At 71.9% G+C, this 24,806-nt stretch carries 26 protein-coding genes and 1 riboswitch; of the genes, 10 read left to right on the forward strand and 16 right to left on the reverse strand.

From position 1 onward, the window contains the following. The first annotated feature begins 29 nt into the window (after window positions 1–29). Window positions 30–117, forward strand: a riboswitch (ZMP/ZTP riboswitch). 1 nt (window position 118) lies between these two features. Next, on the forward strand, window positions 119–1,396 hold the full coding sequence (glyA, locus tag IEZ27_RS05265) for a serine hydroxymethyltransferase (RefSeq protein ID WP_446686158.1): 1,278 nt from the start codon (window positions 119–121) through the stop codon (window positions 1,394–1,396). Window positions 1,397–1,648: 252 nt separating this feature from the next. On the opposite strand, the gene IEZ27_RS05270 is transcribed toward glyA, so the two are convergent. Next, window positions 1,649–2,647, reverse strand: a complete 999-nt coding sequence (locus tag IEZ27_RS05270) for a zinc-dependent alcohol dehydrogenase family protein (RefSeq protein WP_189646172.1) — start codon at window positions 2,645–2,647, stop codon at window positions 1,649–1,651. Between the two features lie 88 nt (window positions 2,648–2,735). Here IEZ27_RS05270 and IEZ27_RS05275 point away from each other — a divergent pair, with 88 nt between their 5' ends. After that, a complete protein-coding gene (locus tag IEZ27_RS05275) occupies window positions 2,736–3,056 on the forward strand; it encodes an ArsR/SmtB family transcription factor (protein WP_189646173.1) in 321 nt (106 codons plus the stop codon). On the opposite strand, the gene IEZ27_RS05280 is transcribed toward IEZ27_RS05275, so the two are convergent. Then, window positions 3,046–3,762: an anti-sigma factor family protein gene (locus tag IEZ27_RS05280; protein ID WP_189646174.1), complete on the reverse strand. Its 717-nt coding sequence runs from the start codon at window positions 3,760–3,762 to the stop codon at window positions 3,046–3,048. The genes IEZ27_RS05275 and IEZ27_RS05280 overlap by 11 nt on opposite strands. Then, entirely contained in the window at window positions 3,759–4,355 is a 597-nt protein-coding gene (locus IEZ27_RS05285) for a sigma-70 family RNA polymerase sigma factor (RefSeq protein WP_125646470.1), read from the reverse strand. The genes IEZ27_RS05280 and IEZ27_RS05285 overlap by 4 nt, the downstream gene beginning before the upstream one ends. Window positions 4,356–4,590: 235 nt before the next feature. Here IEZ27_RS05285 and rsgA point away from each other — a divergent pair, with 235 nt between their 5' ends. After that, window positions 4,591–5,688: a ribosome small subunit-dependent GTPase A gene (gene rsgA / locus IEZ27_RS05290; RefSeq protein ID WP_189646175.1), complete on the forward strand. Its 1,098-nt coding sequence runs from the start codon at window positions 4,591–4,593 to the stop codon at window positions 5,686–5,688. 68 nt (window positions 5,689–5,756) lie between these two features. After that, window positions 5,757–6,383 (forward strand): phosphoribosyltransferase, encoded by a 627-nt coding sequence (locus tag IEZ27_RS05295; RefSeq protein WP_189646176.1) that lies wholly within the window; start codon window positions 5,757–5,759, stop codon window positions 6,381–6,383. A gap of 18 nt (window positions 6,384–6,401) precedes the next feature. Here the strand turns inward: IEZ27_RS05295 and IEZ27_RS05300 are convergent, their stop codons facing one another. Next, window positions 6,402–6,773 (reverse strand): ATP-binding protein, encoded by a 372-nt coding sequence (locus IEZ27_RS05300; RefSeq protein ID WP_229823318.1) that lies wholly within the window; start codon window positions 6,771–6,773, stop codon window positions 6,402–6,404. 231 nt (window positions 6,774–7,004) lie between these two features. Between IEZ27_RS05300 and IEZ27_RS05305 the strand changes: the two genes are divergently transcribed. Then, the gene (locus tag IEZ27_RS05305) at window positions 7,005–7,886 is read left to right on the forward strand and encodes a helix-turn-helix domain-containing protein (protein ID WP_229823321.1); all 882 of its coding nucleotides are present in this window, start codon (window positions 7,005–7,007) and stop codon (window positions 7,884–7,886) included. 133 nt (window positions 7,887–8,019) lie between these two features. Continuing rightward, complete coding sequence (locus tag IEZ27_RS05310) at window positions 8,020–8,253, forward strand: DUF397 domain-containing protein (protein WP_125646185.1); 234 nt, start codon at window positions 8,020–8,022, stop codon at window positions 8,251–8,253. Here the strand turns inward: IEZ27_RS05310 and IEZ27_RS05315 are convergent, their stop codons facing one another. Then, window positions 8,254–8,886 (reverse strand): maleylpyruvate isomerase N-terminal domain-containing protein, encoded by a 633-nt coding sequence (locus IEZ27_RS05315; protein WP_189646177.1) that lies wholly within the window; start codon window positions 8,884–8,886, stop codon window positions 8,254–8,256. 85 nt (window positions 8,887–8,971) lie between these two features. Here IEZ27_RS05315 and IEZ27_RS05320 point away from each other — a divergent pair, with 85 nt between their 5' ends. Continuing rightward, complete coding sequence (locus IEZ27_RS05320; RefSeq protein ID WP_189646178.1) at window positions 8,972–9,601, forward strand: TetR/AcrR family transcriptional regulator; 630 nt, start codon at window positions 8,972–8,974, stop codon at window positions 9,599–9,601. Window positions 9,602–9,607: 6 nt separating this feature from the next. Here IEZ27_RS05320 and IEZ27_RS05325 read toward each other — a convergent pair whose 3' ends face one another. The 6 genes from IEZ27_RS05325 to IEZ27_RS05350 all read right to left on the reverse strand — a co-directional run bounded on the left by IEZ27_RS05325 (window position 9,608) and on the right by IEZ27_RS05350 (window position 15,416). Beyond that, window positions 9,608–10,405, reverse strand: a complete 798-nt coding sequence (locus IEZ27_RS05325; protein ID WP_189646179.1) for an alpha/beta fold hydrolase — start codon at window positions 10,403–10,405, stop codon at window positions 9,608–9,610. Window positions 10,406–10,472: 67 nt separating this feature from the next. Next, complete coding sequence (locus tag IEZ27_RS05330) at window positions 10,473–11,684, reverse strand: esterase-like activity of phytase family protein (RefSeq protein ID WP_189646180.1); 1,212 nt, start codon at window positions 11,682–11,684, stop codon at window positions 10,473–10,475. Window positions 11,685–12,034: 350 nt separating this feature from the next. Further along, on the reverse strand, window positions 12,035–12,346 hold the full coding sequence (locus tag IEZ27_RS05335; RefSeq protein WP_125634885.1) for a WhiB family transcriptional regulator: 312 nt from the start codon (window positions 12,344–12,346) through the stop codon (window positions 12,035–12,037). A 100-nt stretch (window positions 12,347–12,446) separates the two neighbouring features. Further along, window positions 12,447–13,361 (reverse strand): sucrase ferredoxin, encoded by a 915-nt coding sequence (locus IEZ27_RS05340; protein WP_189646181.1) that lies wholly within the window; start codon window positions 13,359–13,361, stop codon window positions 12,447–12,449. A 65-nt stretch (window positions 13,362–13,426) separates the two neighbouring features. Beyond that, a complete protein-coding gene (locus IEZ27_RS05345) occupies window positions 13,427–14,914 on the reverse strand; it encodes a glycerol-3-phosphate dehydrogenase/oxidase (protein WP_189646182.1) in 1,488 nt (495 codons plus the stop codon). Further along, a complete protein-coding gene (locus IEZ27_RS05350; protein ID WP_125634891.1) occupies window positions 14,907–15,416 on the reverse strand; it encodes a TetR/AcrR family transcriptional regulator in 510 nt (169 codons plus the stop codon). Before IEZ27_RS05350 ends, IEZ27_RS05345 begins: the two co-directional genes overlap by 8 nt. A 31-nt stretch (window positions 15,417–15,447) precedes the next feature. On the opposite strand from IEZ27_RS05350, the gene IEZ27_RS05355 reads away from it, so the two are divergent. Then, the gene (locus IEZ27_RS05355) at window positions 15,448–17,022 is read left to right on the forward strand and encodes an FAD-binding oxidoreductase (RefSeq protein ID WP_189646494.1); all 1,575 of its coding nucleotides are present in this window, start codon (window positions 15,448–15,450) and stop codon (window positions 17,020–17,022) included. On the opposite strand, the gene IEZ27_RS05360 is transcribed toward IEZ27_RS05355, so the two are convergent. Continuing rightward, entirely contained in the window at window positions 17,001–17,405 is a 405-nt protein-coding gene (locus IEZ27_RS05360; RefSeq protein ID WP_189646183.1) for a hypothetical protein, read from the reverse strand. The genes IEZ27_RS05355 and IEZ27_RS05360 overlap by 22 nt on opposite strands. A gap of 331 nt (window positions 17,406–17,736) precedes the next feature. Between IEZ27_RS05360 and IEZ27_RS05365 the strand changes: the two genes are divergently transcribed. Then, on the forward strand, window positions 17,737–19,023 hold the full coding sequence (locus tag IEZ27_RS05365) for a metallophosphoesterase family protein (protein WP_229823573.1): 1,287 nt from the start codon (window positions 17,737–17,739) through the stop codon (window positions 19,021–19,023). 15 nt (window positions 19,024–19,038) lie between these two features. After that, window positions 19,039–20,613 (forward strand): bifunctional 3'-5' exonuclease/DNA polymerase, encoded by a 1,575-nt coding sequence (locus IEZ27_RS05370; RefSeq protein WP_189646185.1) that lies wholly within the window; start codon window positions 19,039–19,041, stop codon window positions 20,611–20,613. 51 nt (window positions 20,614–20,664) lie between these two features. Here the strand turns inward: IEZ27_RS05370 and IEZ27_RS05375 are convergent, their stop codons facing one another. The 4 genes from IEZ27_RS05375 to IEZ27_RS05390 form a co-directional block, all read right to left on the reverse strand. Then, window positions 20,665–21,930, reverse strand: a complete 1,266-nt coding sequence (locus tag IEZ27_RS05375; protein ID WP_229823323.1) for an MFS transporter — start codon at window positions 21,928–21,930, stop codon at window positions 20,665–20,667. Between the two features lie 76 nt (window positions 21,931–22,006). Then, on the reverse strand, window positions 22,007–22,822 hold the full coding sequence (locus IEZ27_RS05380; RefSeq protein WP_189646186.1) for an MOSC domain-containing protein: 816 nt from the start codon (window positions 22,820–22,822) through the stop codon (window positions 22,007–22,009). Window positions 22,823–22,837: 15 nt separating this feature from the next. After that, entirely contained in the window at window positions 22,838–24,028 is a 1,191-nt protein-coding gene (locus IEZ27_RS05385) for a Cmx/CmrA family chloramphenicol efflux MFS transporter (RefSeq protein WP_189646187.1), read from the reverse strand. Window positions 24,029–24,224: 196 nt separating this feature from the next. Further along, a complete protein-coding gene (locus IEZ27_RS05390; RefSeq protein ID WP_189646188.1) occupies window positions 24,225–24,797 on the reverse strand; it encodes a TetR/AcrR family transcriptional regulator in 573 nt (190 codons plus the stop codon). Window positions 24,798–24,806 lie beyond the last annotated feature (9 nt).

The following is a 24,806-nucleotide window of genomic DNA, read 5'->3' on the forward strand; positions in this document are numbered from 1 at the left end:
GAAGCGGCCGGTTGCGCATCCGCTATCGTCTAGGGCGACGCGACTGGCGCATTCGGTGGGATCGACCACCTGGGAGCGGTTTAACCGGAGCGGAGGCCGAGCGCCTGGGTCTTCGCCAATTGTCAATGATGACAGGGGAGTCATGAGTTCTCTTGCTAGCGCCGACCCGCAGCTCGCCGAGCTCATCAAGGCGGAGGAGAGCCGCCAGGCCGACACCGTCAAGCTGATCGCGTCCGAGAACTACGTGTCCAAGGCCGTGCTGGAAGCGACCGGCACCGTCCTGACCAACAAGTACTCCGAGGGCTACGCGGGCAAGCGCTACTACGAGGGCCAGCAGGTCATCGACCAGATCGAGACGCTGGCGATCGAGCGGGCCAAGGCGGTGTTCGGCGTCAACCACGCCAACGTCCAGCCGTACTCGGGCTCGCCCGCCAACCTCGCCATCTACCTGGCCTTCCTGCAGCCCGGCGACACCGTGCTCGGCATGGGCCTGCCGTTCGGCGGCCACCTGACCCACGGCTGGTCGGTCTCGGCCACCGGCAAGTGGTTCAACCCGGTCCGCTACGGCGTGCGCAGGGACACCGGCCGCGTCGACCTCGACGAGGTGCGCGAGCTGGCCCTGGAGCACCGGCCGAAGCTGATCTTCTGCGGCGGCACCGCGATCCCGCGCACGATCGACTTCGAGGGCTTCGCCTCCATCGCCCGCGAGGTCGGCGCCGTGCTCGCGGCCGACATCGCGCACATCGCTGGCCTGGTCGCGGGTGGCGCCCACCCGTCCCCGGTGGGGCACGCCGACGTGATCTCCACGACCACCCACAAGACGCTGCGCGGCCCACGCGGCGCCATGCTCATGGCCACCGCCGACGAGCACGCCACCGCGCTCAACAAGGCCGTCTTCCCCGGCCTTCAGGGCGGCCCCCACAACCACACCACCGCCGCCATCGCCGTCGCGCTGCACGAGGCCGCCCAGCCGTCCTTCCGCGACTACGCCCACCAGGTCGTCGCCAACGCCAAGGCCCTGGCCGAGGAGCTGTCCAACCGGGGCTTCGACCTGGTCTCCGGCGGCACCGACAACCACCTGATCCTGCTCGACCTGACGCCCAAGGGCATCGGCGGCAAGCCGGCCGCCCAGGCGCTCGACCGGGCCGGGCTGGAGACCAACTACAACGCGGTGCCGTTCGACACCCGCAAGCCGTTCGACCCGTCCGGCATCCGCATCGGCACCCCGTCGGTCACCTCGCGCGGCATGGGCGAGGCCGAGATGCGGCAGATCGGCGCCTGGATGGACGAGGTCGTCACGGCCCTGGCCAAGGGCGACGCCGAGGACGTCATCACCCGCGTGCACCACGAGGTCAGCGAGCTGACCGCGCAGTTCCCCGCGCCCGGCCTGGCCTGACCCGGCCCGCGCCGCCCGCTTGCCGGGCGGACGGCCGGACGCCCCGCCGCACGGGCTCCCGTGTGCGGCGGGGCGCCGGTCGCGACCGGGGCCGGAGTTCCCCGGGTCGCCGGTAGGACCGGCGGGGGCGGGACCGAGCCGCCCCTGACCGGCCTCGGAGGGCTTGAGCGTGCTGTTCGTCGTACGGCAGGCAGTACGCGGCCCGGCCCCGCCGGGGTTCATCCGGAAAACCGGTAAATTTCCACAAAACGGTCAGTGCTGGACCGTCACCACGATCTTGCCGAACTGGGCGTTGCCCTCCATGTGACGGTGGGCCTCGACGATCTCCGCCAGCTCGAACGTCCGGTCCACCACCGGCCGGAAGGCCCCCGACCGCAACCCGGAGGCCACGAACGCGGCCGCCCGCCGCAGCCGTTCGGGCACCCGCGTCGTCTCGTGCATCGTGTACGTGCGCATGTTCAGCGCCGGCATGCCGAGGTCGATCCCCGGATAGGGCGTCGGCAGGCCGCTCAGGGCCCCGTACACCAGGTGCAGGCCCTCGGGCGCGACGAGCCCGGCCAGTTGCGTCACCCCGGGACCGGCCACCGCGTCGAACACGTACTCGGCCCCGCGCCCGCCCGTCGCCGCCAGCACCCGCTCGGTCACGTCCTCCGACTCGGTCACGATCACCTCGGCCGCGCCCTCCTTCAGCAGCGCCTCCCTCTTGGCCGCGGTACGGGTGAGGGCGATCGGCGTGGCGCCCATCCGGTCGGCCACCCGGATCGCGGCCAGGCCGACGCTGCTGGAGGCGGCGTTCAGCACGACCGTGTCCCCGGGACGCATCCCGCCCACCTCGACCAGCGCGCCGTAGGCCGTCACGTACGGCATCCACACCGCCGCGCCGTCGACCGGGCCCACCCCCTCGGGACGGGCCAGCACCGCCGCCGCCGGGACGACCGCCCGCTCGGCGTAGACCCCGTAGTCGTTCTGCGAGAACGCCGGTACCGTGCTGACCGGCTGGCCCACCCGCAACCCGGTCACACCCGCGCCGAGCGCCTCGACCACGCCGGCGGCCTCGGTGCCGAGCCTGGAGGGGAAACGGCGTACCGGCTCGATGTAGTGGCCGCTGCGGAACAGCGCCTCGGACCTGTTGAGTCCGATCGCCTCCACCCGGATCAGCACCTCGCCCGGCCCCGGCTCGCCGGCCGGGGCGTCCTCCAGCCTCAACACCTCGGGGCCGCCGAGCTCGCGGAACAACACCGTCCTGGTCATCAATATGGTCCTTTCGTCTTCAGTGGGCGCCATTCAACCCCTAAGTACGACCGTCGTCAAACTTTGATGGGTGTCGTACTATGGGGTCATGGAAACCGACCGCACCCCGGACCACCCGGACCTGCGGGGGGTCACCCTCCAGAAGGTTCTCGAAGCCCTCGTCGACCCGGTCCGGCGCAGGATCGTCGGTCAGCTCAGCGACGCCGCCGACGACATCAGCTGCGGCGGGTTCGACATCTCCGTCAGCAAGTCCACGGCCACCCACCACTTCCGCGTGCTGCGCGAGGCCGGCCTGATCCGGCAGTACTACGTCGGCACCGCGCGCCTCAACACGCTGCGCCGGGCCGAGTTCGACGAGGCGTTCCCCGGGCTGCTCGACGCCGTCGTCGGCGCCGGGCTCAGACCTTGACGGTGAGCAGGGTCGTGCCCGTCCTGGTGACCACCTCGAAGCGGTCGATCTCCTTCAGCGGCATCGCGCTGCCGCCGTGCATGTAGAGCGGGGCCGGCGAGCCGGGGACGCCGTAACCCGGCGCGGGCACCGACCAGCCGGTCATCACGCGCCGTTCGCCCGACTTGCCCACCGACACCAGCTCGCACTCCAGCGGGCCCTTCACCCCCGACAACTTCAGCGCCGCGTGCGTGCCCCAGCCCTTCGACTCCACCACCAGCCCGCCCGACACCCCGTTCACGCCCTTGCCCGCGATCGGCGTGCCGTCGGCGTAGAACTGCTCGGCCGGGCCCATGTGGTCGGTACGGCCCGCCATCGCCGGCGGCGGGTCGCCCCCGGAGAGTTGCGTGCCGAGCGTCAGCCCCCCGGCCACCAGCGCGACCGCCGCCGCCATCCCGAGCAGGAACGTGCCCCTGCGCGCCCGCCGGTCGGCCGCCTTCTTGCGGCGGAGCAGGTCGGCCACGCCGGCCTGCCCCTCAGGAGGAGGGCCGGCGTCCTCCACCGGGCCGATGCCCTGCAGCACGCCGGCCACCCCCGCCAGGTCCGACAACTCGAACCGGCAGGACGAGCAGGTACGCAGGTGGGACTCGAAGGCCAGCCGGTCGTCCTCCTCCAGCAGCCCGAGGGCGTAGGCGCCCACATCGGTGTGCTCGACCTGCGAGGTCACGCCGTCACCCCCCTCTCCTCCAGAGCGACGCGCAGCGCGCGGACCGCGTAGTAGACGCGGGACTTCACGGTGCCCACCGGGATGCCGAGCGCCTCGGCGGCGTCGTTGACCGACCGGTCCCGCAGGATCGTCTCGTTCAGGATCTCGCGGTGCGCCGGTGACAACGCCTTCAGCGCCTCTGACACGACCACCTGGTGCAGCAGCCCCTCCATCTCGTCCGGCACCGGCATGCTCTCCAGCGCCCCGTCGCCCGACTCGTGCGGGCGCGCCTCCTTGCGCCGCCGGTCATCGATCACGATACGTCTGGCCACCGTGGCGAGCCAGGGCATGAGCGAGGGCGTATCGGGATCCAGCCGCTCGGCGCTGCGCCAGGCCCGGATCATCGTCTCCTGCACCACGTCTTCCGCCCACTGCCGGTCGCCCGCCGTCAGCCGTACCACGAAGGCCAGCAACGGCCGGTGGTACTCCCGGTAGAGCGCGGACACGACGACCTCGTCGTCCGGTCGCACCCGCCGGATCAGGTGGCGCAGGCGCTGCTTGCCCGCCGGGGCTGCCCCCTCGGCCGAGGGCGGGGGATACGTGCTGATCCGCATCATTCCCCTTTCTCGCGTCCGTCGGGAGGAAGTACGCTCGGCCGCCCTGGCACGGTTCAACACAAAGCCGAAGAAAATCGGATTGCATCCCCAGCGCCAGGGTGGTTAGAGTCACTTGCGCAACCGATCGAGGAGGTGAGGACTATGCGGGTCATTCTGTTCCGCCTGCCGTCCGTCTACCTCCGGGAGCTCGTCTGAGCTGCCCGTTTCCTTCTCGATCAAAGGTTTCACCGTCTTGTCTTTCGATCTTTTCCTGCTCGGCTGGACCGACCTGCGCGCCGCCGAGCTTCCTGCTGACACCGTCCCGGCGCGGGTGGCCCGCGTCGACCGCGGCGCCGCCGAGGTGATCGCCGCCGACGGTCAGCACCACGTCAAGTACGGCGCCCGCGTGCGCCGTTCGTCCGTCGGCGATCCGGTGGCGCTTCCGTGCGTCGGCGACTGGGTCGCGCTCAGATGGCTGCCCGAAGGCCGGTACGAGCTCGACGAGGTGCTGCCACGCACCACCGCGTTCGTCCGGGGCGGCGTGAGCCGCGACTCCGTGGGCGGCCTGTCCGGCGACGGCCAGGGCCAGGTGCTCGCGGCCAACGTCGACGTCGTCTTCGTGGCCGAGCCGTCCATGCACTCGACCGACTTCGCCGACCTCGGCCGCATCGAGCGGCTGGTGGCGCTGGCCTGGGAGTCCGGCGGCACGCCCGTCGTGCTCGTCACCAAGGCCGACCTGTTCGAGTCGGGGCTCGAGGAGCTGTTGGCCGACGTACGCGCCGCCGCGCCGGGCGTCGACGTGCACGCCGTCTCCTCGCTGCGCGGGGAGGGGGTCACGCTGGCCGCGGGCTACCTCCACGGCTCCCGTACGGCCGTCGTGCTCGGCCCGTCCGGCGCCGGCAAGTCCACACTGGTCAACGCGCTGGCCGGGCTCGGGGTGATGGAGACCCAGCAGGTCAGGGCGGCCGACGGGCGCGGGCGGCACACCACCGTGCACCGGGAGCTGATCCCGCTGGCCGGCGGCGGGCTGATCATCGACACGCCGGGCATCCGCCGGATCGGCCTCTACGACATCGGGGAAGGCGTCGATCTCGTCTTCGCCGACATCGAGGAGCTGGCCAGGCGCTGCCGGTTCGCCGACTGCGGGCACGTGAGCGAGCCCGGCTGCGCGGTGCTGGCCTCCCTGGAGAACGGCGAGCTGCCGGAGCGCCGCCTCCAGAGCTGGCGCAAGCTGCAGCGGGAGGCCGCGTGGATGGCCTCCCGTACGGACGCGCGGTTGCGCAAGGAGCAGCAGAACAAGTGGAAGATCATCCACAAGGAGATGCGCCGCTCCCCGCGTAACCGCCCCTGACCCGCGATCTCCCCCACGCCCCGCCGCCACGTGCGGTGAGGCGCGGGGGAGAAGGGTAGGCACAGGTCATGGAGTTGTTCGCGGATCGGGCCGAGGCCGGGGCGTTGCTGGCCGAGCGGCTGCCGGAGGTGCGTGACCCGGTCGTGCTGGCGTTGCCGCGCGGCGGGGTCGCCGTGGCCGTCCCCGTCGTACGCCGGATCGGCGGCGAGCTGGAGGTGCTGGTCACCCGGAAGATCGGCTACCCACCGGCCCCCGAGCTGGGGGTGGGGGCGATCGCCGAGGGCGGGGAGCCGGTGTTCGACCTGACGATGCTCGACCGGCTGGGCCTGACGCCCGAGGCCGTGGCGGACGTGGTCGAGCGGGAACGCCGTGAGCTGGCGCGCCGGGTGGAGACGTACCGGGGCGGCCGGCCGCTGCCGCCGCTGGCCGGGCGCGAGGTGATCGTCGTGGACGACGGCCTCGCGACGGGTGTCACCGCCAGGGCGGCCCTGCGGGCGGTGGCCGCGGCCCGGCCCGCCAGGGTGACGCTGGCCGTTCCGGTCGGCGCGCAGGACACGGTCAGGATGATGCGCTCGGAGGCCGACGAGGTGGTGGTGCTGCTGACCCCGGCCGACTTCAGGGCGGTCGGCCAGTGGTACGCGCACTTCGACCAGCTCACCGACGAGGACGTGCTGGACCTGCTGGACCGGCGGTGACCTCGCCCGTACGGGCGGCTAGCCGGAGAGCACCGCCCACACCAGCTTGCGGGAGCCGCCGGGGGCGAACCAGCCCCACGCGGTGCAGAGCGCGTCGACCAGCCGCAGCCCACGCCCGTACTCGGCGAACACGTCCGCCGGCGCCGCCACCGGCACGGTCTCGCTGTGGTCGGTCACCACGCAGGCCAGCTCGGGACGGTGGAACAGCAGCCGGAGCTGCACCGCGCCGCCGCCGTGCCGCATGGCGTTCGTGACCAGCTCGGAGACCACCAACTGGACGTCGAAGGCCAGGTCGGAGGCCGTCCACGAGGTGAGCGTCCGGTCCACGAAACGCCGGGCCGTTGCCACGCACGCGGGCTCGAACGCGGTGCGTTCATGAAAAGGGAGCACCGCCTCGCACTCCCCGGCACGCCCATCCACCAGAATGGACGCGAGCCACCCTGGTGGCCGGGAACCGATGGCGGCTTGCGGCCGAGCGTCGAAAGTCGTCATTCTGGCCCCCGAAGCGCGGTTTGGTGATCCAGTGCCCATCTTTACGGGGTGTGGTTATTGATGCAAGACTTTTCGTGTTTTACCGATGCGAATACCATCTGCACGTGCAGATGATCTAGGAGCGGTCGAGTGAGCGCACAGAGCGCGGAGGGAAAGCTTCTCAGCTACTCGCCGGGAAGCCCGACAGTGCTGCGCATCCTGCTGGGTACGCAACTACGCAGACTGCGTACCGACAAGGGCATCTCCCGCGAGGACGCCGGATACTCCATCCGCGCGTCCCACGCGAAGATCAGCCGGCTTGAGCTGGGGCAGGTCAGCTTCAAGCAGCGGGACGTCGCAGACCTGCTCACCCTCTACGGCGTCACCGCCGCCGAGGAGCGTGAGCCGCTGCTCGCCCTGGCCAGGCAGGCCAACGCCCCCGGCTGGTGGCACAAGTACGGCGACCTGCTCCCCGGCTGGTTCGAGGTCTACATCGGCCTTGAGGGCGCCGCCTCCGCCATCCGCACGTTCGAGAACCAGTTCGTCCCCGGGCTGCTGCAGACGCCCGCCTACGCCAAGGCCGTGATCAGGCTCGGCAACGAGAAGGCGCTCGACCCCGAGCTCGACCGCCGCGTCGCGCTGCGGGTCACCAGGCAGCGGCGCCTGGAGAGCGGGCTCAAGCTGTGGGCCGTGATCGACGAGGCGGTCCTGCGCCGCGTGCTCGGCGGGGCCGAGGTCATGCGCGAGCAGGTCCGCCACCTGCTCGACGCCACGGAGAGGCCCAACGTCACCGTCCAGGTGGTGCCGTTCGAGAGCGGCGGCCACGCGGCGGCCGGCGGCGCGTTCAGCATCCTGCGCTTCCCCGAGCGCGACCTGCCCGACGTGGTCTACATGGAACAGCTCACCAGCGCCCTCTATCTGGACAAGCCGGTCGATTCCGACCACTACATGGAGGTCATGGACCGGCTCAGCATTCAGGCCCTCGAGCCCAAGCAGACGCGGCACTTTCTGGAACAGCTCCTTTCCGGATGAGCTGCTAAAACTCCTGTGATCCACTCCATAGTCGGATTTTTGGTCATCCGGTATATGGAGTTCGTCGTGCTGCCGTATGGTCAGCGCAAACGCGGATGCACGTGCATCCGTAAGATCGCTAGGAGCTGCCCCCATGCATGAGTTCCGGAACGGAACCCCCGCCGGTCGCCTCCCCGTCGTCTGGCGCAAGAGCAGGCGGAGCAACCCCAACGGCAACTGCGTCGAGGTCGCGGACCTGCCCACGGGTGAGATCGCCATGCGCAACTCCCGGTTCCCCGACGGCCCCGCGCTGGTCTACACGCAGGCCGAGATCACCGCGTTCGTCCTGGGGGCCAAGGACGGGGAGTTCGACGACCTGATCGTCTGATCAGCGGGGTTCGTTGTACCAGCGCCACCGGGTCAGGCGCGGCCGTCCGGGAAGCTCACCGCGGCCGGTGGCCCACAGCAGCGTGGACCAGGGGGCGGTGTCCACGGGCGCGTCGGGGAACAGCCGGGCCAGCACCCGCGCGCACACCTCCGCGGGCGGTTCCCAGGGCAGGCCCAGCCCCTCGGCCAGGTCGTGCATGTGCACGAGCGTCTCCACCAGGCCCATGGCCGCGAACGCCGTCGCGTCCCCCATGCCGAAGATGTGATGTCCGCGCGCCCGCGGCGGCGCGGTGCGCACCACGGACGACAGCAGCGCGCCGCTGGCCTGGAGCACCTGCAGCAGCCCGCCGGGGCCGGCCGCGCGGTCGGCGTGGATCGAGTTGTTCGGGCCGCCGGGCCGGCGCCGCTCCAGCGCGAAGGGCACGTACGTGTCCAGCGGCGGCACCCTGAGCCCGAGCTGGGCGGCGTAGGAGAACAGGTCGTCGGCGAGGTGCTCGACGGTCTCCCAGCAGGTCCACTCCAGCGAGCCCGCCCTCTGCTCCCACGCCTGCGGCGGCGCGCCCCGCAGCGTGTCGACGGCCAGGGCGACGGCCTCGTCGAGGTCGTCGGCGGTCACATGGGCTGGTTCCGGCATGAGGGGCACCCTATCGCCCGTCCGCTTCCTGCACACCCGTGTAGGGTCGTCACGATCCGCACGTCCGCCACGGGAGCCGTACCGCATGACCGAGCCCGAAGACCTCACCGCGCGCGCCCGCATCAGGGAGGCGGCGCTGCTGCACTTCGGCGAGCACGGGTTCGAGGGGGCCACGATCCGGGCCATCGCCGAGGCCGCGGGCGTGTCCTCCGGGCTGCTGCGCCACCACTACGGCTCCAAGCAGGCGCTGCGCGAGGCGTGCGACGAGCACCTGATCAGGATCGTCCGGCGGATCGCCGGCGACCTCCGCGACGGCGGCCTTCCCGCCGGGCACAACCCCGTGGCCGCCGCCCTCGGCGCGCTGGGCCCGTACCGGCTGTACGTGGCGCGGGCGCTGGCCGAGGGCTGGGCGGCCCCGCTGTTCGACGGCATCGCCGAGCTGAGCGAGCAGTGGCTCGAAGAGCTCGACGAGACCCGCGCGGACGAGCCGTTCGCCGGGCGCAAGGCGCGCGCGACCGTGTCCACGGCCATGTCGCTGTCGGTCGGCGTGCTGCACAAGCACGTCTCCCGCGGCCTCGGTGTGGACGTGTTCAGCCCCGAGGGCGCTCACCTGCTCGCGCTCACCCTGCTCGACCTCTACTCCCACCCCGTGCTGAGCCCGGAGGCGGCGGCGGAGATGCGGGACGCCCTCGCCAAGAGCCACGAAAGCGGATGATCCCGCTCAGGCCAGGAAATCCTCCAGCGCCGGGCGCAGCGCCTCGGGCTCGCCCAGCACGCCGTGGTCCTGTCCGGGGAGGACCAGGTGCCGGGCGCCCGGCACGGCCTCCGCGACCGCCCGTACGGCGTCGAGCATCCACGCCGGGGACCGGTCGCCGCCGATCGCCAGAGTGGGCACGGTGATGCCGGCCAGCCGTCCGGCCGGCAGCGACTGCCCCGGACCCGACACGGCGGCGTCGTAGGGGAGCGTGTGCGCCAGGCCGGTGAACCAGTTCCACACAGGCTCGGATCGCATCCCCGCCACCACCTGCTCCGGCACGTCGACGCCCTCGGTCAGGAACATCGCCACGGCGTCGTCGCGCCGGTCCTGCTCGACCAGGGCGCGCAGGCGACCGGCGAAGTCGTCCCCGGGGCGGGAACGGGCGTCGCTCACGACGTACGGCGGCTCGTAGACGGCCAGGCGGGCGATCGGCAGCCCCCGCGCGGCGGCTTCGAGCGCGAGGATCGCGCCGGAGGAGTGGCCGAAGACGCTCGCCGAGCCGCCGGCCTGCTCGATCAGCGCCGCCAGGTCCTCGACCTCGCGCTCCACGGCGTAGGCGGGCGCGTCGCCGCTGCCGCCCCGGCCCCGGCGGTCGTAGGTGATCGCGCGGAAGGCGGGCGCGAGGGCGGCGGCGAGGGGGGCGACCGTGGTGCGGTCGTTGAACGCGCCGCCCAGGAGGATCACCGGGTGGCCGTCGCCGCTGCTCTCGAACGCGATGCGGGTGCCGTCGGCCGAGGTGACGGTCTGAAGCGTGGGCTGCATGTCGAACTCCTTCTACGGGCTCTTGTCACCGGGAGGTCGGAGCTGGCCCACGCTTCTCTACATGCTTCTACCGATAAATTCGCGAATCGGCCTGAAGGCCGCGCGACAGGCGGACGGTGATGAACTCGTTGTCGTCCGGACGGCCCGGCGTGCGGCCGTTGGAGAAGGGGAAGTTGTTGTCGTCCAGCACGGCCAGGGTGCGGTCGTCGAGGACGACCACGTCCTCGATGGTCTGGAACGGGAACCTGAACGTGCCCGGAGCGCCGCCGAGACCGCGCGGGTCGGCCAGGTCGAGCAGGTCCGCCACCTGGGTCTTGTCCAGCGCGCCGTCGTGGTCCCTGTCGCGGGTGTCGGCCAGGTAGATGCGCTTGACCTTGGCCGCGTCGCCCTGGAGGTTGTCCCGCTCGATGATCAGGAAGCGGTTCGCGTCCACGGCGATGGCGTCGCCGATGGAGTGGGAGGGGTCCTCCAGCCGGTACGTCCACGTGCGCCCGGTGTATGCGCGCTTGCGCAGGTCGAACTCGTTCATCCGCAGAGTGCCCGCCGGGTCGCCGTCCACCGTGCCTTCGAGCAGCGGGTAGAGCCTGCGGCCGTCCACGGACCTGGCCATGCCCTCGAAGCCCTTGCTGCTGCCCAGGTTGGGCCGGCCGCCGTTCAGGTAGGGGTTCTCGGGGGCCTTGACGCCGGGCAGCTCGATCGGGGCTTCGAGCAGCCGGCCCTTGCGGTCGAAGTGCAGCAGGAAGGGGCCGAACTCGTCGCCGATCCAGTACGTGCCGTCCGTCGCGCGCACGATCGACTCGACGTCGAAGTCGGCGCCGGTCAGCGTACGGTCCGGGCGGGTCAGGGCGAACGGGACGAGCCCGCGCGGGTCGGTCAGGTTGACGCCGCCGAGCACCTCGACCGACTTGGCGGCGAAGTCCGGCTTGACGTGGTGCACGCGCAGGAGGAAGTCGGCGCTGTTGGCCTTGTTGCCGAAGCCGTTGTCGGAGAGCACGTCGAAGGTGCCGTCGTGGCGGCGGGCGATGCCGCTGAAGCCCTGGACGGGCTGGCCGGGGAAGGGCGGGGTGACGCCGTTGACCGGCGCGGTGCCGAGGAGCGAGCCCGACGGCTCGCTGCCGGGGACGTAGGTCTGCGCGGGCAGCGCGGCGAAGCCGGTCAGCGTGGCGCGGCCGAAGCCGGCCTGGCCCTTGTCCTCGGGCCGGAGTGAGTCGGCCGTGGCGGGGGCGGCGAGGGTGAGCGCCAGGGCCGCCGTGCACGTCAGGGTGGTGATGCGTCTCATGGCGGGCACGCTAGAGGGGCCACATGACGGCATTCCGAACAGCGGGCGACCTTTCAGGACGGACCCCACCATTCACGGACGATTCCCCGCACATCCGGAGAAACGGAGTACGGCTGAGAAACCCGGTGCCCACCCCTGCGTGGAGTGCGGCCGGGAAACGCGGGCGGCCACCCCTGCCCGGAGTGGGCGGGGGTGGCCGGCGCGATGCTTTTGTCCGGGATGACGATCTCGGGCCTGATCAGGCAGTTGCCCCGACCGGGTTCGCCAGAGCCTGGGCATGGAAGGCCAGGCTCCGGTTCATCGGGACAACTGAGTGATCACGCGATGATCGTTGATGCTGCCGAGGTGTTTCAGGCGGCGGAGATGCCGGCGCTGGCGGCGCGGCGCATGCGACGGCGACGCTCGCTGGCGCGCTCGTCCTCGTTGAGACCGCCCCACGTGCCGTACTTCTCCGGCCGGGACAGCGCGTAGTCTAGGCACTCGTTGCGGACAGGGCACCCGGCGCAGATCGCCTTGGCCTTCCGCTCACGTACGTCACGCTCGGGCTGCCGCTCTCCGTCGGGGCCGAAGAAGAGCACGAGATCCTCACCCCGGCACGCGGCATCATCCTGCCAACCCCAGCTGGGGCGCGGGCGGGCGAGCTGCCGACGTACCTGAGACATGAGAAAACCACCTTCGTGAGAGGTATTTCGGTAATTGAGCCGCATTGGACGCTTTTGGCGTCACTGTTCCAACGCAAGGACGGGCCGTGATGTTCCCTGTTCAGGCGAGGGCGGGCGTGGCGTACCGCACAGGCGTGAGCCTGTCCAGCGAAACCAGCCGGTAGGTGGTGATCGTCTCGGCGCAAGCCGTACCACACGGCGCTGTGAACGCCGATGGCTCAACCACAACCTGGAACCGGACGTCTCCGCAGCGCACGACTGCTTCGGTGACGTCGCCGTCCGACCTGGAGGATTCCACGGCCACTGCGCCGACGGAGCACTCTCCCGTATGGGCTCGGGCAAAATGCTCGACGGCTTGCAATGGCTCAGGGATGCCTGCGCGCCCCCGGAGACGGTCGAGGATGACCTCGCCCGACCGGTACGCGTTAGCCGCTGCCAGTGCAGCAGCCTGAGACATGCTGCCGTAGAAAATTCCGTGTGGCAAGCACACGAGGTTGGCGGCGTAGCGATCGCCGCCTACGTGTGACGTTTCCCACACTCTGCCCGGCAAAGATTCCGCCAGCGAACGAGCGAGGGGTAGTCCAATGCGGGCGCAACACGCATTGCGCTTGGCGTGCGTGCAGACCAGAAATACCGGCTCGTCATCAAGTATGCAGGACTCCGGGAGCGCTCCGGCCACGAACGCGTCCAGGTCAAGATCGTCCGGACCTGCGACGACACCCCTGGCCAGCCAGGGGCGCTCGCCCGCGGCGTAGGCCAGTAGCACAGGGATGCCCTGCTCCTGCGGGCGGGTCCGCTTGCCCGGCCGCCTGATGAGCTGGGGTCTGATACCGCGTTCGAGCGCTCTGCGCACGAGTTCGGAGATTTCTTCAGGAAGTTGAAAGCTTTCCAGGTGGGAGGGCCAGGGGCCGGCGTACTCGATGAGCAGCCAGAGGCGGGCTCCCACGGTGGCGCTGGCCAGGGTCGGCAGCCGGCCGGTGTGGCAGCCCGCCGGATGTTCGCAACCCCTCGCCAACGCCTCCCCCTCTCCAACGAATTAGGTAAGACTAACCTAACGCATTGGTGGGTTTGGGGCCGGGGTCACCCCTCGGCCAGCACGTCGCGTGTCGCCGGCAGGGCGTGGTCGCGGTCGGCGGCGACCAGGCCGATCCTGGTCCGGCGGTCCAGCAGGTCGGCCTCGTCGAGCGCGCCTTCGTGCCGGACCGACCAGAGCAGGTCGCCCTTGGTCAGGCCCAGTCCGACCTCCTCCGGATGCGCCTTGACCAGCTCGTACGCCTCCGCAGCCTCGCTGCCGTACCGCTCGGCCACGCGTGCGGGCAACCCGCCCGGCTGCGGACCGGCCCCCACGAGCGGGATCCTGTTCGTCCGGCTCGATCCCGCGTCGAGCCCTCCGACCGTGATCGTCCGGTCCACGGCGTCCTCGGCCATCCGCCGGTACGTCGTCAGCTTGCCCCCGACGACCGTGATCGCGTCGCCGTCCGACACGACCGTGTGCCGGCGCGAGAGGTCCGCCGTACGGCCGTCGGCGGCCAGAAGCGGCCTCAGGCCCGCGTACGCGCCCGCAACCGCCTCAGGGGTCACCTGAGTCTCCAGAATGCCGTTCAGCACCTCCAGGAGCGTTCTGACGTCCTCCGCGGGGACCTCGGGAACGTCGGGCACCGGCCCGTCCACCGGTTCGTCGGTCAGCCCGACGTAGACGCGGCCGTCGTGCTGGGGGAGTACGAGCGCGAACCGGTTGGTCTCTCCGGGAATGGGCACGTGCATGCCGGCGATCAGCCCCGGCAGCGTCCCGGCGGCGAGCACGAGATGGCTGCCCCGGGACGGGCGCAGCCGTACCGCCGGGTCGAGCCCGCCGGCCCACACCCCCGTCGCGTTGATCACCACCCTCGCGCGGATCGTGAACTCCTCGCCGGTCAGCTCGTCGCGCACCTCGGCGCCCTCGCCGGTGAGCCGCAGGGCCCGGCAGCGGGTCAGGACGCGGGCGCCGTGCCCGGCGGCGGTCCTGGCCAGGGCCACGACCAGGCGGGCGTCGTCGAGCAGCCGGCCGTCCCACGACAGCAGCCCGCCGCGCAGGCCCTCCCGCTCCAGCACCGGCGCGAGCGTGTGGGCGCGCGCCGCGCCGAGCCGCGTGGGGCCGGGCAGCAGGCGGCGCGGGGTGCGCGCGGCGGTCCGCAGCCCGTCGCCGAGCCGGTAGCCGGACATCACCAGCGCGGCCTGCCGCCGGGAGACGGCGGGCGTCAGCGGCAGCAGGTACGGATGGGCCTTGACCAGGTGCGGAGCCGTCTTCCGCAGCAGGATGCCGCGCTCGACCGCGCTCTCGTAGGCCACGTCCACCTGGCCCTTGGCCAGGTAGCGCAGCCCGCCGTGGACCATCTTGGAGCTCCACCTCGACGTGCCGAAAGCCAGGTCGTGCGCGTCGATCGCCGCTACGCTCAGCCCCCGGGACGCGGCGTCCAGGGCCGAGCCGGCTCCCGTCGCCCCGAGCCCGACCACCAGCACGTCCAGCCGCTCCGCGGCCACCACCCCGAGTTCGTACGACCTTCTGCGGGCGTTCAGCGAGCTATCCAAGGTAGGCCTCCAGCAGCGCGGCGAGTTCGGCGTCCAGATCGTCGAGCGTCACGGGGTCGAGCATCGTGGGGGCCGACAGCAGGAACGACTGGGCGACCAGCAACACGGCCCGCGCCCTGGCGGGCCCGCCGACGGCCGGCTCCAGCAGGGCGAGCACCGCCTCGTGGCTCGCGCCCCGCCGGTCCAGCAGATACGGCAGCAGCAACTCCGGATCCGCCTCCACGATCTTCCGCCACAGCGGATGCGCCCGCAGCCCGCGCACCCCGGCCACGATCGCGCGTACCGGGTCGGACAGGTCGAGTCCCGACACGACCTCGACCCACTCCCGCGTCATCAGGTCGGCGACCAGCGAGCGCACGTCCGGCCAGCGGCGGTAGATCGTCATCCGCGACACGCCGGCCCGCCGGGCGACGTCCGTGAGCGTCGTCCTGCGCACGCCGTAGGCCAGCACGCAGGCGCGTGCGGCGTCCAGCACACCCTCATTGTGACGATTCGACGTCATGTGTCACAGTGTATGCGTGACCGGTGAACCCATGCTGTGGTGTGGCTGGGGCGACCCCGCCAAGGCCCGCGAGCTGCCCGAACAGATCCGTACGCTGCTGCACGACCTTCTCGGCGTGCGCGCGCCCGACACCCCGGCCGCCGCCATGGACGAGGTGCGGCTGCCGCCGGTCGCGCTGCCCGAGCGGGTGCTCGCCGCCCTCGTGGCCGCCACCGGCCCCGAGCACGTGCTGACCTCGCACGAGGCCAGGCTGCGGCACACGCGCGGCAAGTCCACGCCCGACCTGCTGCGGATGCGCGCCGGGGACGGCTCCGACGCCCCCGACGCGGTGGTGCTGCCCGGCTCCCACGACGAGGTCGCCGAGCTGCTGCGGGTGTGCGCGGCCGAGCGGGTCGCGGTCGTGCCGTTCGGCGGCGGCACCTCCGTCGTCGGCGGGCTCGTGGCCGCGCGGGCCGGCTTCACCGGCGTGATCGCGCTCGACCTGGGCAGGCTCGACCGGCTGCGCTCGGTCGACGCCGAGTCGATGGTGGCCGACTTCGAGCCGGGCGTGCGCGCCCCCGAGGCCGAGCGGCTGCTCGCCGCGCACGGCCTCACGCTCGGCCACTTCCCCCAGTCCTTCGAGTACGCCACGCTCGGCGGCTTCGCCGCGGCCCGCTCCAGCGGCCAGGCCTCGGCCGGGTACGGCCGCTTCGACGACATGGTCGTCGGCCTCACCCTCGCCACCCCCTCCGGCACGCTGGAACTGGGCCGCGCGCCCAAGTCCGCGGCCGGGCCCGACCTGCGTCAGCTCGTCCTCGGCTCGGAGGGCGCGTTCGGCGTGATCACCTCGCTGCGGCTGCGGGTGCGCAGGCAGCCGGCCGAACGCCGCTACGAGGGCTGGCGGTTCGAGTCGTTCCGAGCGGGGACGGCCGCCGTGCGGGCGCTCGCCCAGGAAGGTCCGCTTCCCACCGTGCTGCGGCTCTCCGACGAGACCGAGACCATGATCGGCCTGGCCCGGCCGGACGCGATCGGCGGCGGCGACTCCGGCTGCCTGGTGATCCTCGGCGTCGAGGGCGACTGGATCGGCCACCGCCACGCCGCGGCCGCTGCGGTCCTGTCCCGGCACGGCGGCGAGCCGCTGGGGCCCGGGCCCGGCCAGGCGTGGGAGCACGGCCGCTTCTCGGCGCCGTACCTGCGTGACTCGCTGCTGGGCGCGGGGGCCACCGTGGAGACGCTGGAGACCGCCGGTTTCTGGTCCAACCTGCCGCGCCTATACGACGCGGTCCGGCTGGCCCTGCTCGGCGCGCTCGGCTCCCCGCTGGTCATGTGCCACGTCTCCCACGTGTACGAGACCGGCGCCTCGCTGTACTTCACCGTCGTGACCCCGCAGGAGGGCGACCCCGTCGCGCAGTGGGAGCGGGCCAAGGAGGCGGTGAACGCGGCCATCGTCGAGGCCGGCGGCACGATCTCGCACCACCACGGCGTGGGCCGTGACCACCGGGACGCCTACGCCGCCGAGCTGGGCCCGCTGGGGGTGGGCGTGCTCCAGGCGGTCAAGAACCGGCTCGACCCGGCCGGGATCCTCAACCCGGGGGTGCTCGTCCCTCAGTCGCCGGGCGGGATCTGATCGGCCTCGGCCAGCGCCTCGGCGGCGTCGCTGTAGTGGTGGAGCGCCTCGTACGCCTCGGCCAGGCGGTACAGGGAGACCGCCAGGTGGCCGCCGCCGAGCCCGCGGCTGAGCGCCACGGCCTCCTGGGCCATGGGCAGCGCCTCGGTGGCGCGTGAGCGGTCGAGCAGCATCCCGGCCGTGGTGCGCAGGGAGTGGGCCAGCAGGCCGGTGTACTCCTCCGGGTCGCGGGCGGCCAGCGCCCGGCTCTGGGCGATGGCCTCGCGGGCCCGTTCGACGCCGCCCCACCGGGGACGGCGCAGCGCGTAGGCCAGCATGGCCTGCACGGCCGCCGCGTCGACGCTGCCCTTCTGGGTCGCGTCGTCCGGGCCGTTCCGGTTCAAAGGAGCCCACCTCCGCGATCCCAAGGGCTTGCTTGGGGACGTGAGGTTACACCATGCCGCACCATCTGTGTCCCCCGCAGTACGGAGCGTTCAGTATGCGCGAATGGAGGATGCCGGTAAAGATGTGTTCATGGTGGAAGTCGCGGCCGAGCGCGGGAAGCAGCATTCGTCACGGGTGTCGGAGGCGGGGGCCGGGTGGTCCTGTGCGCAACCGGGGGCGTTTGCCCAGCTCAGGCCGGACAAAGGTGGATTTACCTGGCTGAATTTACGCACCCTTTGGTTGTCGCGGAACGAGATCCTCGCCGGTCTGTTCGGTGACCCTTCCGGGGAGGTGCGGGAACGGTGGATCGCGGCTCAGGAAGCCCGCGGGATAGATCCGGAATTTCGCATCAAGCCCGGCGTCGGGGGAAATTTCAATTTCCTGATTCTCGGCGACACCGGCGAGGGCGACGCCTCCCAATACGCCGTCGTCCCCGGAATGCTGAAAACGGGACAGGACACGTCGTTCGCCGTCATCGCCAGCGACGTGATCTACCCGACGGGATCGGGCAACGAGTACGGGGACAAGTTCTTCCGGCCGTACAAGGACTACGAGGCGCCGATCTACGCGATCCCCGGCAACCACGACTGGTACGACGGGCTCGGCGGGTTCATGCGGGTGTTCTGCGACGCCCCGCCGCTCAAGCCGAAGCCGGACCGCGGGCTGCGCGGCCTGCTGTGGCGCAAGCCGGAGACGATCGACGAGGCCCGGCTGGCCGAGGCGCGCGAGCTGCGGGGGCGGCCGGCCCAGCAGGCCGCGCAGCCGGCGTCGTACTGGGCGATCGAGAGCGACAGACTGCTGATCGTGGGCGTGGACACCGGCATCAAGAACGTGCTCGACAAGAGGCAGACGGCATGGCTGCGCCGCGTCTCGCTCGACCCGCGGCCGAAGATCCTGGTGACCGGGAAGCCCATCTACACCGGCAACGTCCACAAGCCGTCACTGCTGGAGGAAGGCGGCACGATCGATGACATCGTGCGCGACCCGGCCCACCGGTACGTCGCGGCCATCGGCGGAGACGTGCACAACTACCAGCGATATCCGGTCAAGGTGGGCGACCGGGTGATCCAGTACATCGTGACGGGCGGCGGCGGCGCGTTCATGCACGCCACCCACATCATCGACCGGGTGGACGTCGCAGGCGTCGCCGAGGACGACTTCAGGTGCTACCCGCTGCGCGGCGACTCGCTGTCCTTCTACAGCCAGCTCTACGCCCGGCGGCTGCGGATGAAGTGGCTCCGGCTCACCCCCGACGAGGCGTTGTGCGTCATGTCCCAGCACATCGGCAACCGGCCCGTCCGGCCGATCGAGGGCGCGGTCACGATGACCCGGCGGATGCGGTGGGCCGCGCGGCTGCTCGGGGCCTGGCCGTGGCCGTTCAGGTTGCCGGTGGACAAGGTGTTCCACCGCTTCCTGTCGGAGTTGTCGGACTGGGACTCCCCGCCGTTCTTCAAGCAGTTCCTGCACGTGTCGGTCACGCCCGACCGGCTGACCCTGCGCTGTTTCGCCGCCACCGGATGCCTGGAGCAGGAGCTCAGGCCGCCGCTGGAGGACGAGGTGCACATCGATTTGTCGTAGGTATTTGGCACCCTTATGTGCGTGTATGTCGTGGTAACGGGGGAGACGGTGCTCCCCATCGGAGGATCGGCCCGGCACGCGGCCGATCCGGCGTCCGCGGTGCGGGAGCTGGAGGCCGGTGGCGGGCCGCGGTGGGTCTGGGCCGACACGCGCGAGACGTACCCGCCGCTGCTGGAGCAGGGCGTACGGGTCGCGCGCTGCCACGACCTCGCGCTCACCGAGGGGCTGCTGCTCGCCCACGAGGGCCGTTACGGTGAGCCGCGCTCGGCGCGGGCCGCGCACGCCCGGCTGCACGGGCTGCCCGTGCCCGACGACCAGCCGAACGTGACCGGCACGCTGTTCGCGCCCGAGCCGCTGGGGGCGGAGGCGGTGGCCGAGGTACTGGCCGACCAGCTCCGCCGGATCGAGGCGCTGCCCGAGCCCGGCCGCTTCCGGCTGCTGGTCGCCGCCGAGTCCGCGGGCGCGCTGGTCGCGGCCGAGATGTCGTACGACGGCATGCCCTGGAGCCGGGACGTGCACGACGCGCTGCTGACCGACCTGCTCGGTCCAAGGCCGGTGCACGGCATGCGCCCGGCCAAGCTGCAGGCGCTGGCCGACGAGGTGACGGCGGCTTTCGGCCACCAGGTCAACCCCGACTCGGTGCAGCAGCTCGTCAAGGCGTTCAAGGGGGCGGGGGTGGCGCTGAAGTCGACCCGCTCGTGGGAGCTGAAGAAGGTCGACCATCCCGCCGTCGCGCCGCTGCTGGCTTACAAGGAGCTGGCCCGGCTGTACTCCTTCCACGGCTGGGTGTGGGCCGACCAGTGGGTGCGCGGCGGGCGCTTCCGCCCCGAGTACGTGGTCGGCGGCGTGGTGTCCGGGCGGTGGGCGACCAGCGGCGGCGGGGCGCTGCAGATCCCCAAGGTGATGCGCCGGGTCGTGGTGGCCGACGAGGGATGGACGCTGGTGGTCGCCGACGCCGCCCAGCTGGAGCCGAGGGTGCTGGCCGCGATGGCCGGTGACCGGGGGCTGGCCAGGGCCGCGGGGGAGATCGACCTCTACTCGGCGCTGGCCCAGTCGTTCGGGGGCGAGCGCGAGAACGCCAAGATCGCGATGCTGTCCGCCATGTACGGCGGCACCAGCGGCGACGCCTCCAAGCTGCTGGCCGTGATGCGGCAGCGCTTCCCCCAGGCGTACCAGTTCGTGGAGGACGCGGCCAAGGCGGGGGAGGAGGGGCGGCTGGTGCGGTCCTGGCTCGGGCGTACCAGCCCGCCGCCGTCCGGGCGGTGGAAGGAGCTCGTGTCCGGGCCCGAGGGTGGGCGCGCGGCCCGCGACCGGGGCCGCTTCACCAGGAACTTCGTGGTGCAGGGCACGGCGGCCGAATGGGCGCTGGCGCTGCTGGCGGTGCTGCGCGGGCTGTTGCCCGAGCCCGCCCGGCTGGTGTTCTTCCAGCACGACGAGGTCATGGTGCACTGCCCGCTGGACCAGGCGGAGCAGGTCATCGGGGCGGTGACGACGGCGGCGGCCGAGGCGAGCAGGCTGCTGTTCGGCTCGACCCCGGTGCGCTTCCCGATGGAGGCCGTCGCGGTCGGCTGCTACGCCGACGCGAAGTGATCGACGCCCGGGTCAGCCGCCACGCCGACGCGAAGCGGCCGACCGGCCGGGTCAGGGGCGGTCGCGGTACCAGGCCGAGGCCAGCCAGAGGCCGGTGGCCGTGACCATGACGCCGACGACCAGGCCGAGCGCGCCGTAGGACACCATGCCCACGATGGCGCCCGCGATGATCGTCCCGGTGGCGCCGCAGACGTTCATGAGCAGGTCGGACAGGCCCTGTACGGCGGGACGGCCGTCGATCGGCACCGACTCGGTGACCAGCGCCGACCCGGCCACCAGCCCGCACGACCAGCCGAGGCCGAGCACGATCAGGGCCGCCGTCACCTGCCAGACCCGGTGCCCCGCCGTGGCCGCCAGGACGGCCGCGCCGAGCAGCAGCCCCGAGCCGAGCAGCAGGACCGGCACCTTGCCCGCCCGGTCGGCCAGCCAGCCCACGACCGGCGAGAACATGTACATCCCGGCGATGTGCAGGCTGATCACCAGGCCGATGACGTTCAGGTTCGAGCCGTCGTGGTGGAGCTTCACGGGGGTCATCGACATGATCGAGACCATCGCGGTGTGGGCGACCGCGATCATGACCAGCGCGCGGCGGGCCATGGGGGTCTCGCGCAGCGTGCGCAGGCCCGTCCTGATCGTACGGTGGCGGCCCGGGCCGGGCTCCGGGGCGCCGTCCAGCTCGCGGGCCAGCTTGAGCGGGTCGGGACGCAGGCCGCCGATGATCACGGCCAGCGCCACGGCGAAGGCCAGCGCCGCGAACGCGAACGGCCCGGCCTTGGCCGCCAGCCCCGCCTGGATCCCCATCCGGTCGGCGGGCTCGGCCAGGTTCGGCCCGGCGACCGAGCCGACGGTCGAGGCCCACACGACCAGCGACAGGTGCCGGGCCGAGTGGCCCTGCGGCGACAGGTCGGTCGCGGAGTACCGGGCGGCCAGGCTGCCCGCGCTGCCGCCGCCGACCAGTACGAGACCGGCCAGCAGCAGCGGCCAGTTCCCCAGGCTGATCGCGGCGACCGAGATCGCGCAGCCCGCCAGCGCCGCCACGTACGCCAGCGACAGGCCCGCCCGGCGGCCCCCGAGGCTGGACAGCCGCGCCGTCGGCAGTGCCAGCAGCGCCGCGCCGAGCACGGTGGCGGTCCCGGCGAAGCCGCTGATCACCGTCGAACCGGACAACTCATCGACGACCACCGAGCTGAGTGCCAGCCCGACGGCCACTCCCACGCCGCCCACGATCTGCGCGGCGGACAGGACGGCCAGGGTCCGGCGTTGAACGCTGGCGCGATCAGGCAGGGAGATGGGGGGTTTCGTGGGGGTGCTGGTCACCTGTGAAGTCTCGCATAGCCCCCGACATCCCCCCAAAGAGGACAGGCATCCATTTCTATTAGGAAAGGTGCGTTTTTCAGAGGATGGTGACGGAATCCCCCACGGTGATCGTGCCGGTGCCGTCCGGGATCAGGTTGATGCCGAACCAGACCTTGCCGTCGCGCTTGCGGTGCCGGGACAGCGTCCTGATGGGCTCCTTGCCCTTGCTGTACGTCGCGGTGTCGATCGTGGTCAGCACGCAGCGGTCGCAGCCCTTGGCCACCCGGAAGGCGACCTCGCCGATGCGCAGCCGCTTCCACTCGTCCTCGGCGAAGGGACGTTCCACGCCCCCGATCACCACGCTCGGCCGGAAACGATGCATGGGCAGGGGCGCGGGCGCCTCCTCGCCGCGCTCGGCCGCCGTCTCGGCGATCCACTCGTCGAGCCGGGACAGGGACGCGGTCGTGGTCAGCAGCAGGGGATAGCCGTCGGCCAGGCTCACGCGGTCGCCGGGAAGGGCGTACTCGGGGTTGACCGGACGGCGGGTCGGGTCGTCGAGCCAGGCCAGCCTGGCCGGGCGGCCGATCAGCTCCGACAACCAGCGCGCCGCGTCGTCTCCGCAGTCGGTGAGCTCGACCGGTGTACGCCAGACGGCGACGGTGCTCATGGTGGCGGTGGGGGTGACCCGCAGCGGCGGCGCGTGCGGGCCGGTCAGGGTGAGGGCGTCGCCGTCGAGCACCGCCACGCAGGCCAGCAGCATGGGGTGCTCACGGGCGGTCAGCAGGCCGCCCTCGCCGTCGGTCACCAGGTAGCGCCGGTCACCGGCCAGCCCCCAGGGCTGCACCTCGGCCTCGTGGACGTCGTGCCCGGCGGTGGACTTGACGGGATAGAAGTGGATGCTCGCCAGTTCCATGGCCAGGACCGTATCTCACGCCCTCGGGACGGCCTCGGCCCGGTGGGCCGCGGCGACCGGCTCCCGGCGCGTACGGGCGGACAGGGCCACCGTCCCCAGGGCCGCGACGCCGAGCACGGCCCCGATCCAGCCGACGGACGGGTAACCGGCGCCCGCCGCGATGGCCAGCCCGCCGAGCCACGGGCCGACGGTGATGCCGACGTTGAAGGCGGAGACGCTCATCGCGGCGGCCATCGTGGGGGCGTCCTTGGCCAGGGCGAACGCGCGGGTGTTCAGCGTCGGGTTGGTGAAGAAGCCGAACGCCCCGAGCAGCACGATCAGCGGGACGGCCAGCAGCGCGACCGGCGCGGCCAGGGCCAGCAGCGCCGAGGTCACGACCAGGCCGGCGATCCCCGCGTACAGGGTCGGGAACGGGCGGGTGTCGGCGGTGCGGCCGCCGATGGTGATGCCGATCGTCGCGCCGACGCCGTACAGGGCCAGGATCGCGGGCACCCAGGCCGCCTCCATGCCCGTGGTCTCCACCAGCATCGCGCTCAGGTAGCTGAAGGAGACCAGCAGCGCGCCGGTCGCCAGCGAGGTGGTGGCGAGGGCGAGCCACAGGCGCGGGTTCAGCAGCGAGCGCAGCTCGTCGGTGATGCGCGGCGCGTTCTCCCGCTCCGGCCGGCCGCCGGGGATCGTGGCCAGCACGCCCACGGCCGCCAGCGTCGACAGCGCGGCCACGGCCCAGAACGCGGCGCGCCAGCCGAGGTGCTGGCCGATGACCGTGCCCAGGGACAAGCCGAGGAGGGTGGCCACGGTCAGCCCGCCCACCAGGATGCTCATGGCCCTGCCCCTGGCGTTCGGCGGCACCAGGCCGATCGCCGTGGAGGCCGCGACCGCCCAGAACCCGGCGTAGACGACCGCGCCCGCCACGCGGGTGGCGAACAGCAGGCCGTAGCTCGACGTCAGGGCCCCTGCCACGTGCGTCAGCGCGAAGACCAGCATGAACGTCAGCAACGCCGTACGGCGCGGCCATCGCAACGTGACCACGGCCAGCACGGGCGCCCCCACCAGCATCCCGATGGCGAACGCCGAGATCAGCAGCCCCGCGTCGGGGACCGACACGCCGAGGTCGGCGGCCATCTCCGGCAGCAGTCCGGCCAGCATCAACTCCGAGGTGCCCTGGGCGAAGATCGCCAACCCCAGGATGAAAACCGCCAATGGCATGAGGAACTCCTTAGTTTTGGAACGCTTAGTACAGAATTACGGCACAAAAAAGGACGGGACGAGGGTGAGGTCAAGCCTCGGGAGGCAGCCTCGGGAGGCAGTAGGGCGGCAGGGCGGGAGGTCGGGCCTCGGGGGGCGAGAGGTCAAGGAGGGTGGGAGGCCGAGGAGTGGGTCGTGAGGGCAGGGAGTGCGGGGGTCAGAAGGCGGTCATTGCCGTTTTTGCGATGGACTCCAGGGTCGCCCGGCCGGTCCCGCCTCTGGCCGCGACGGATATGCCGCTGACCGTGGCCACCACGAAGTGCGCGAGCGCCTGCGCGTCCTTGTCCGCGCCGATCTCGCCGCGGGCCTGCCCGAGCTCGATCGCGCCCCGCAGCGCCGCCACCCGCCGGTCGCCGTCGCGGCGCAGCAGGGCGGCGATCCCCGGGTCGTGCGGAGCCAGCTCGACCAGGGAGTTGACCGCCAGGCATCCGGCCGGGGAGTCGGCCTGCGGATCGACCGCCTGCCACAACACGGTCCGGATCTTCTCCGGCGCCGGCAGGTCGGAGTCCATGAGCTCGATCAGCGCGGACGTGCGCTCCTCGTGGTAGCGGCGCAGGGCCCGCTCGTAGAGGTCGCGCTTGCTGTCGAAGGTGTTGTAGATGCTGCTGCGCCCGAGCCCGGTGGCCGCGCACAGGTCCTGTGTCGACGTGCCTTCGTAGCCGGCGTCCCAGAACGCCCGCATCGCGGCCTCGACGGCGCGGTCCTCCTCGAACGTCCGTGGTCGTGCCATGGCGAGCAC

The sequence above is a fragment of the Nonomuraea spiralis genome, assembly GCF_014648435.1.
GTDB lineage: Bacteria > Actinomycetota > Actinomycetes > Streptosporangiales > Streptosporangiaceae > Nonomuraea > Nonomuraea spiralis.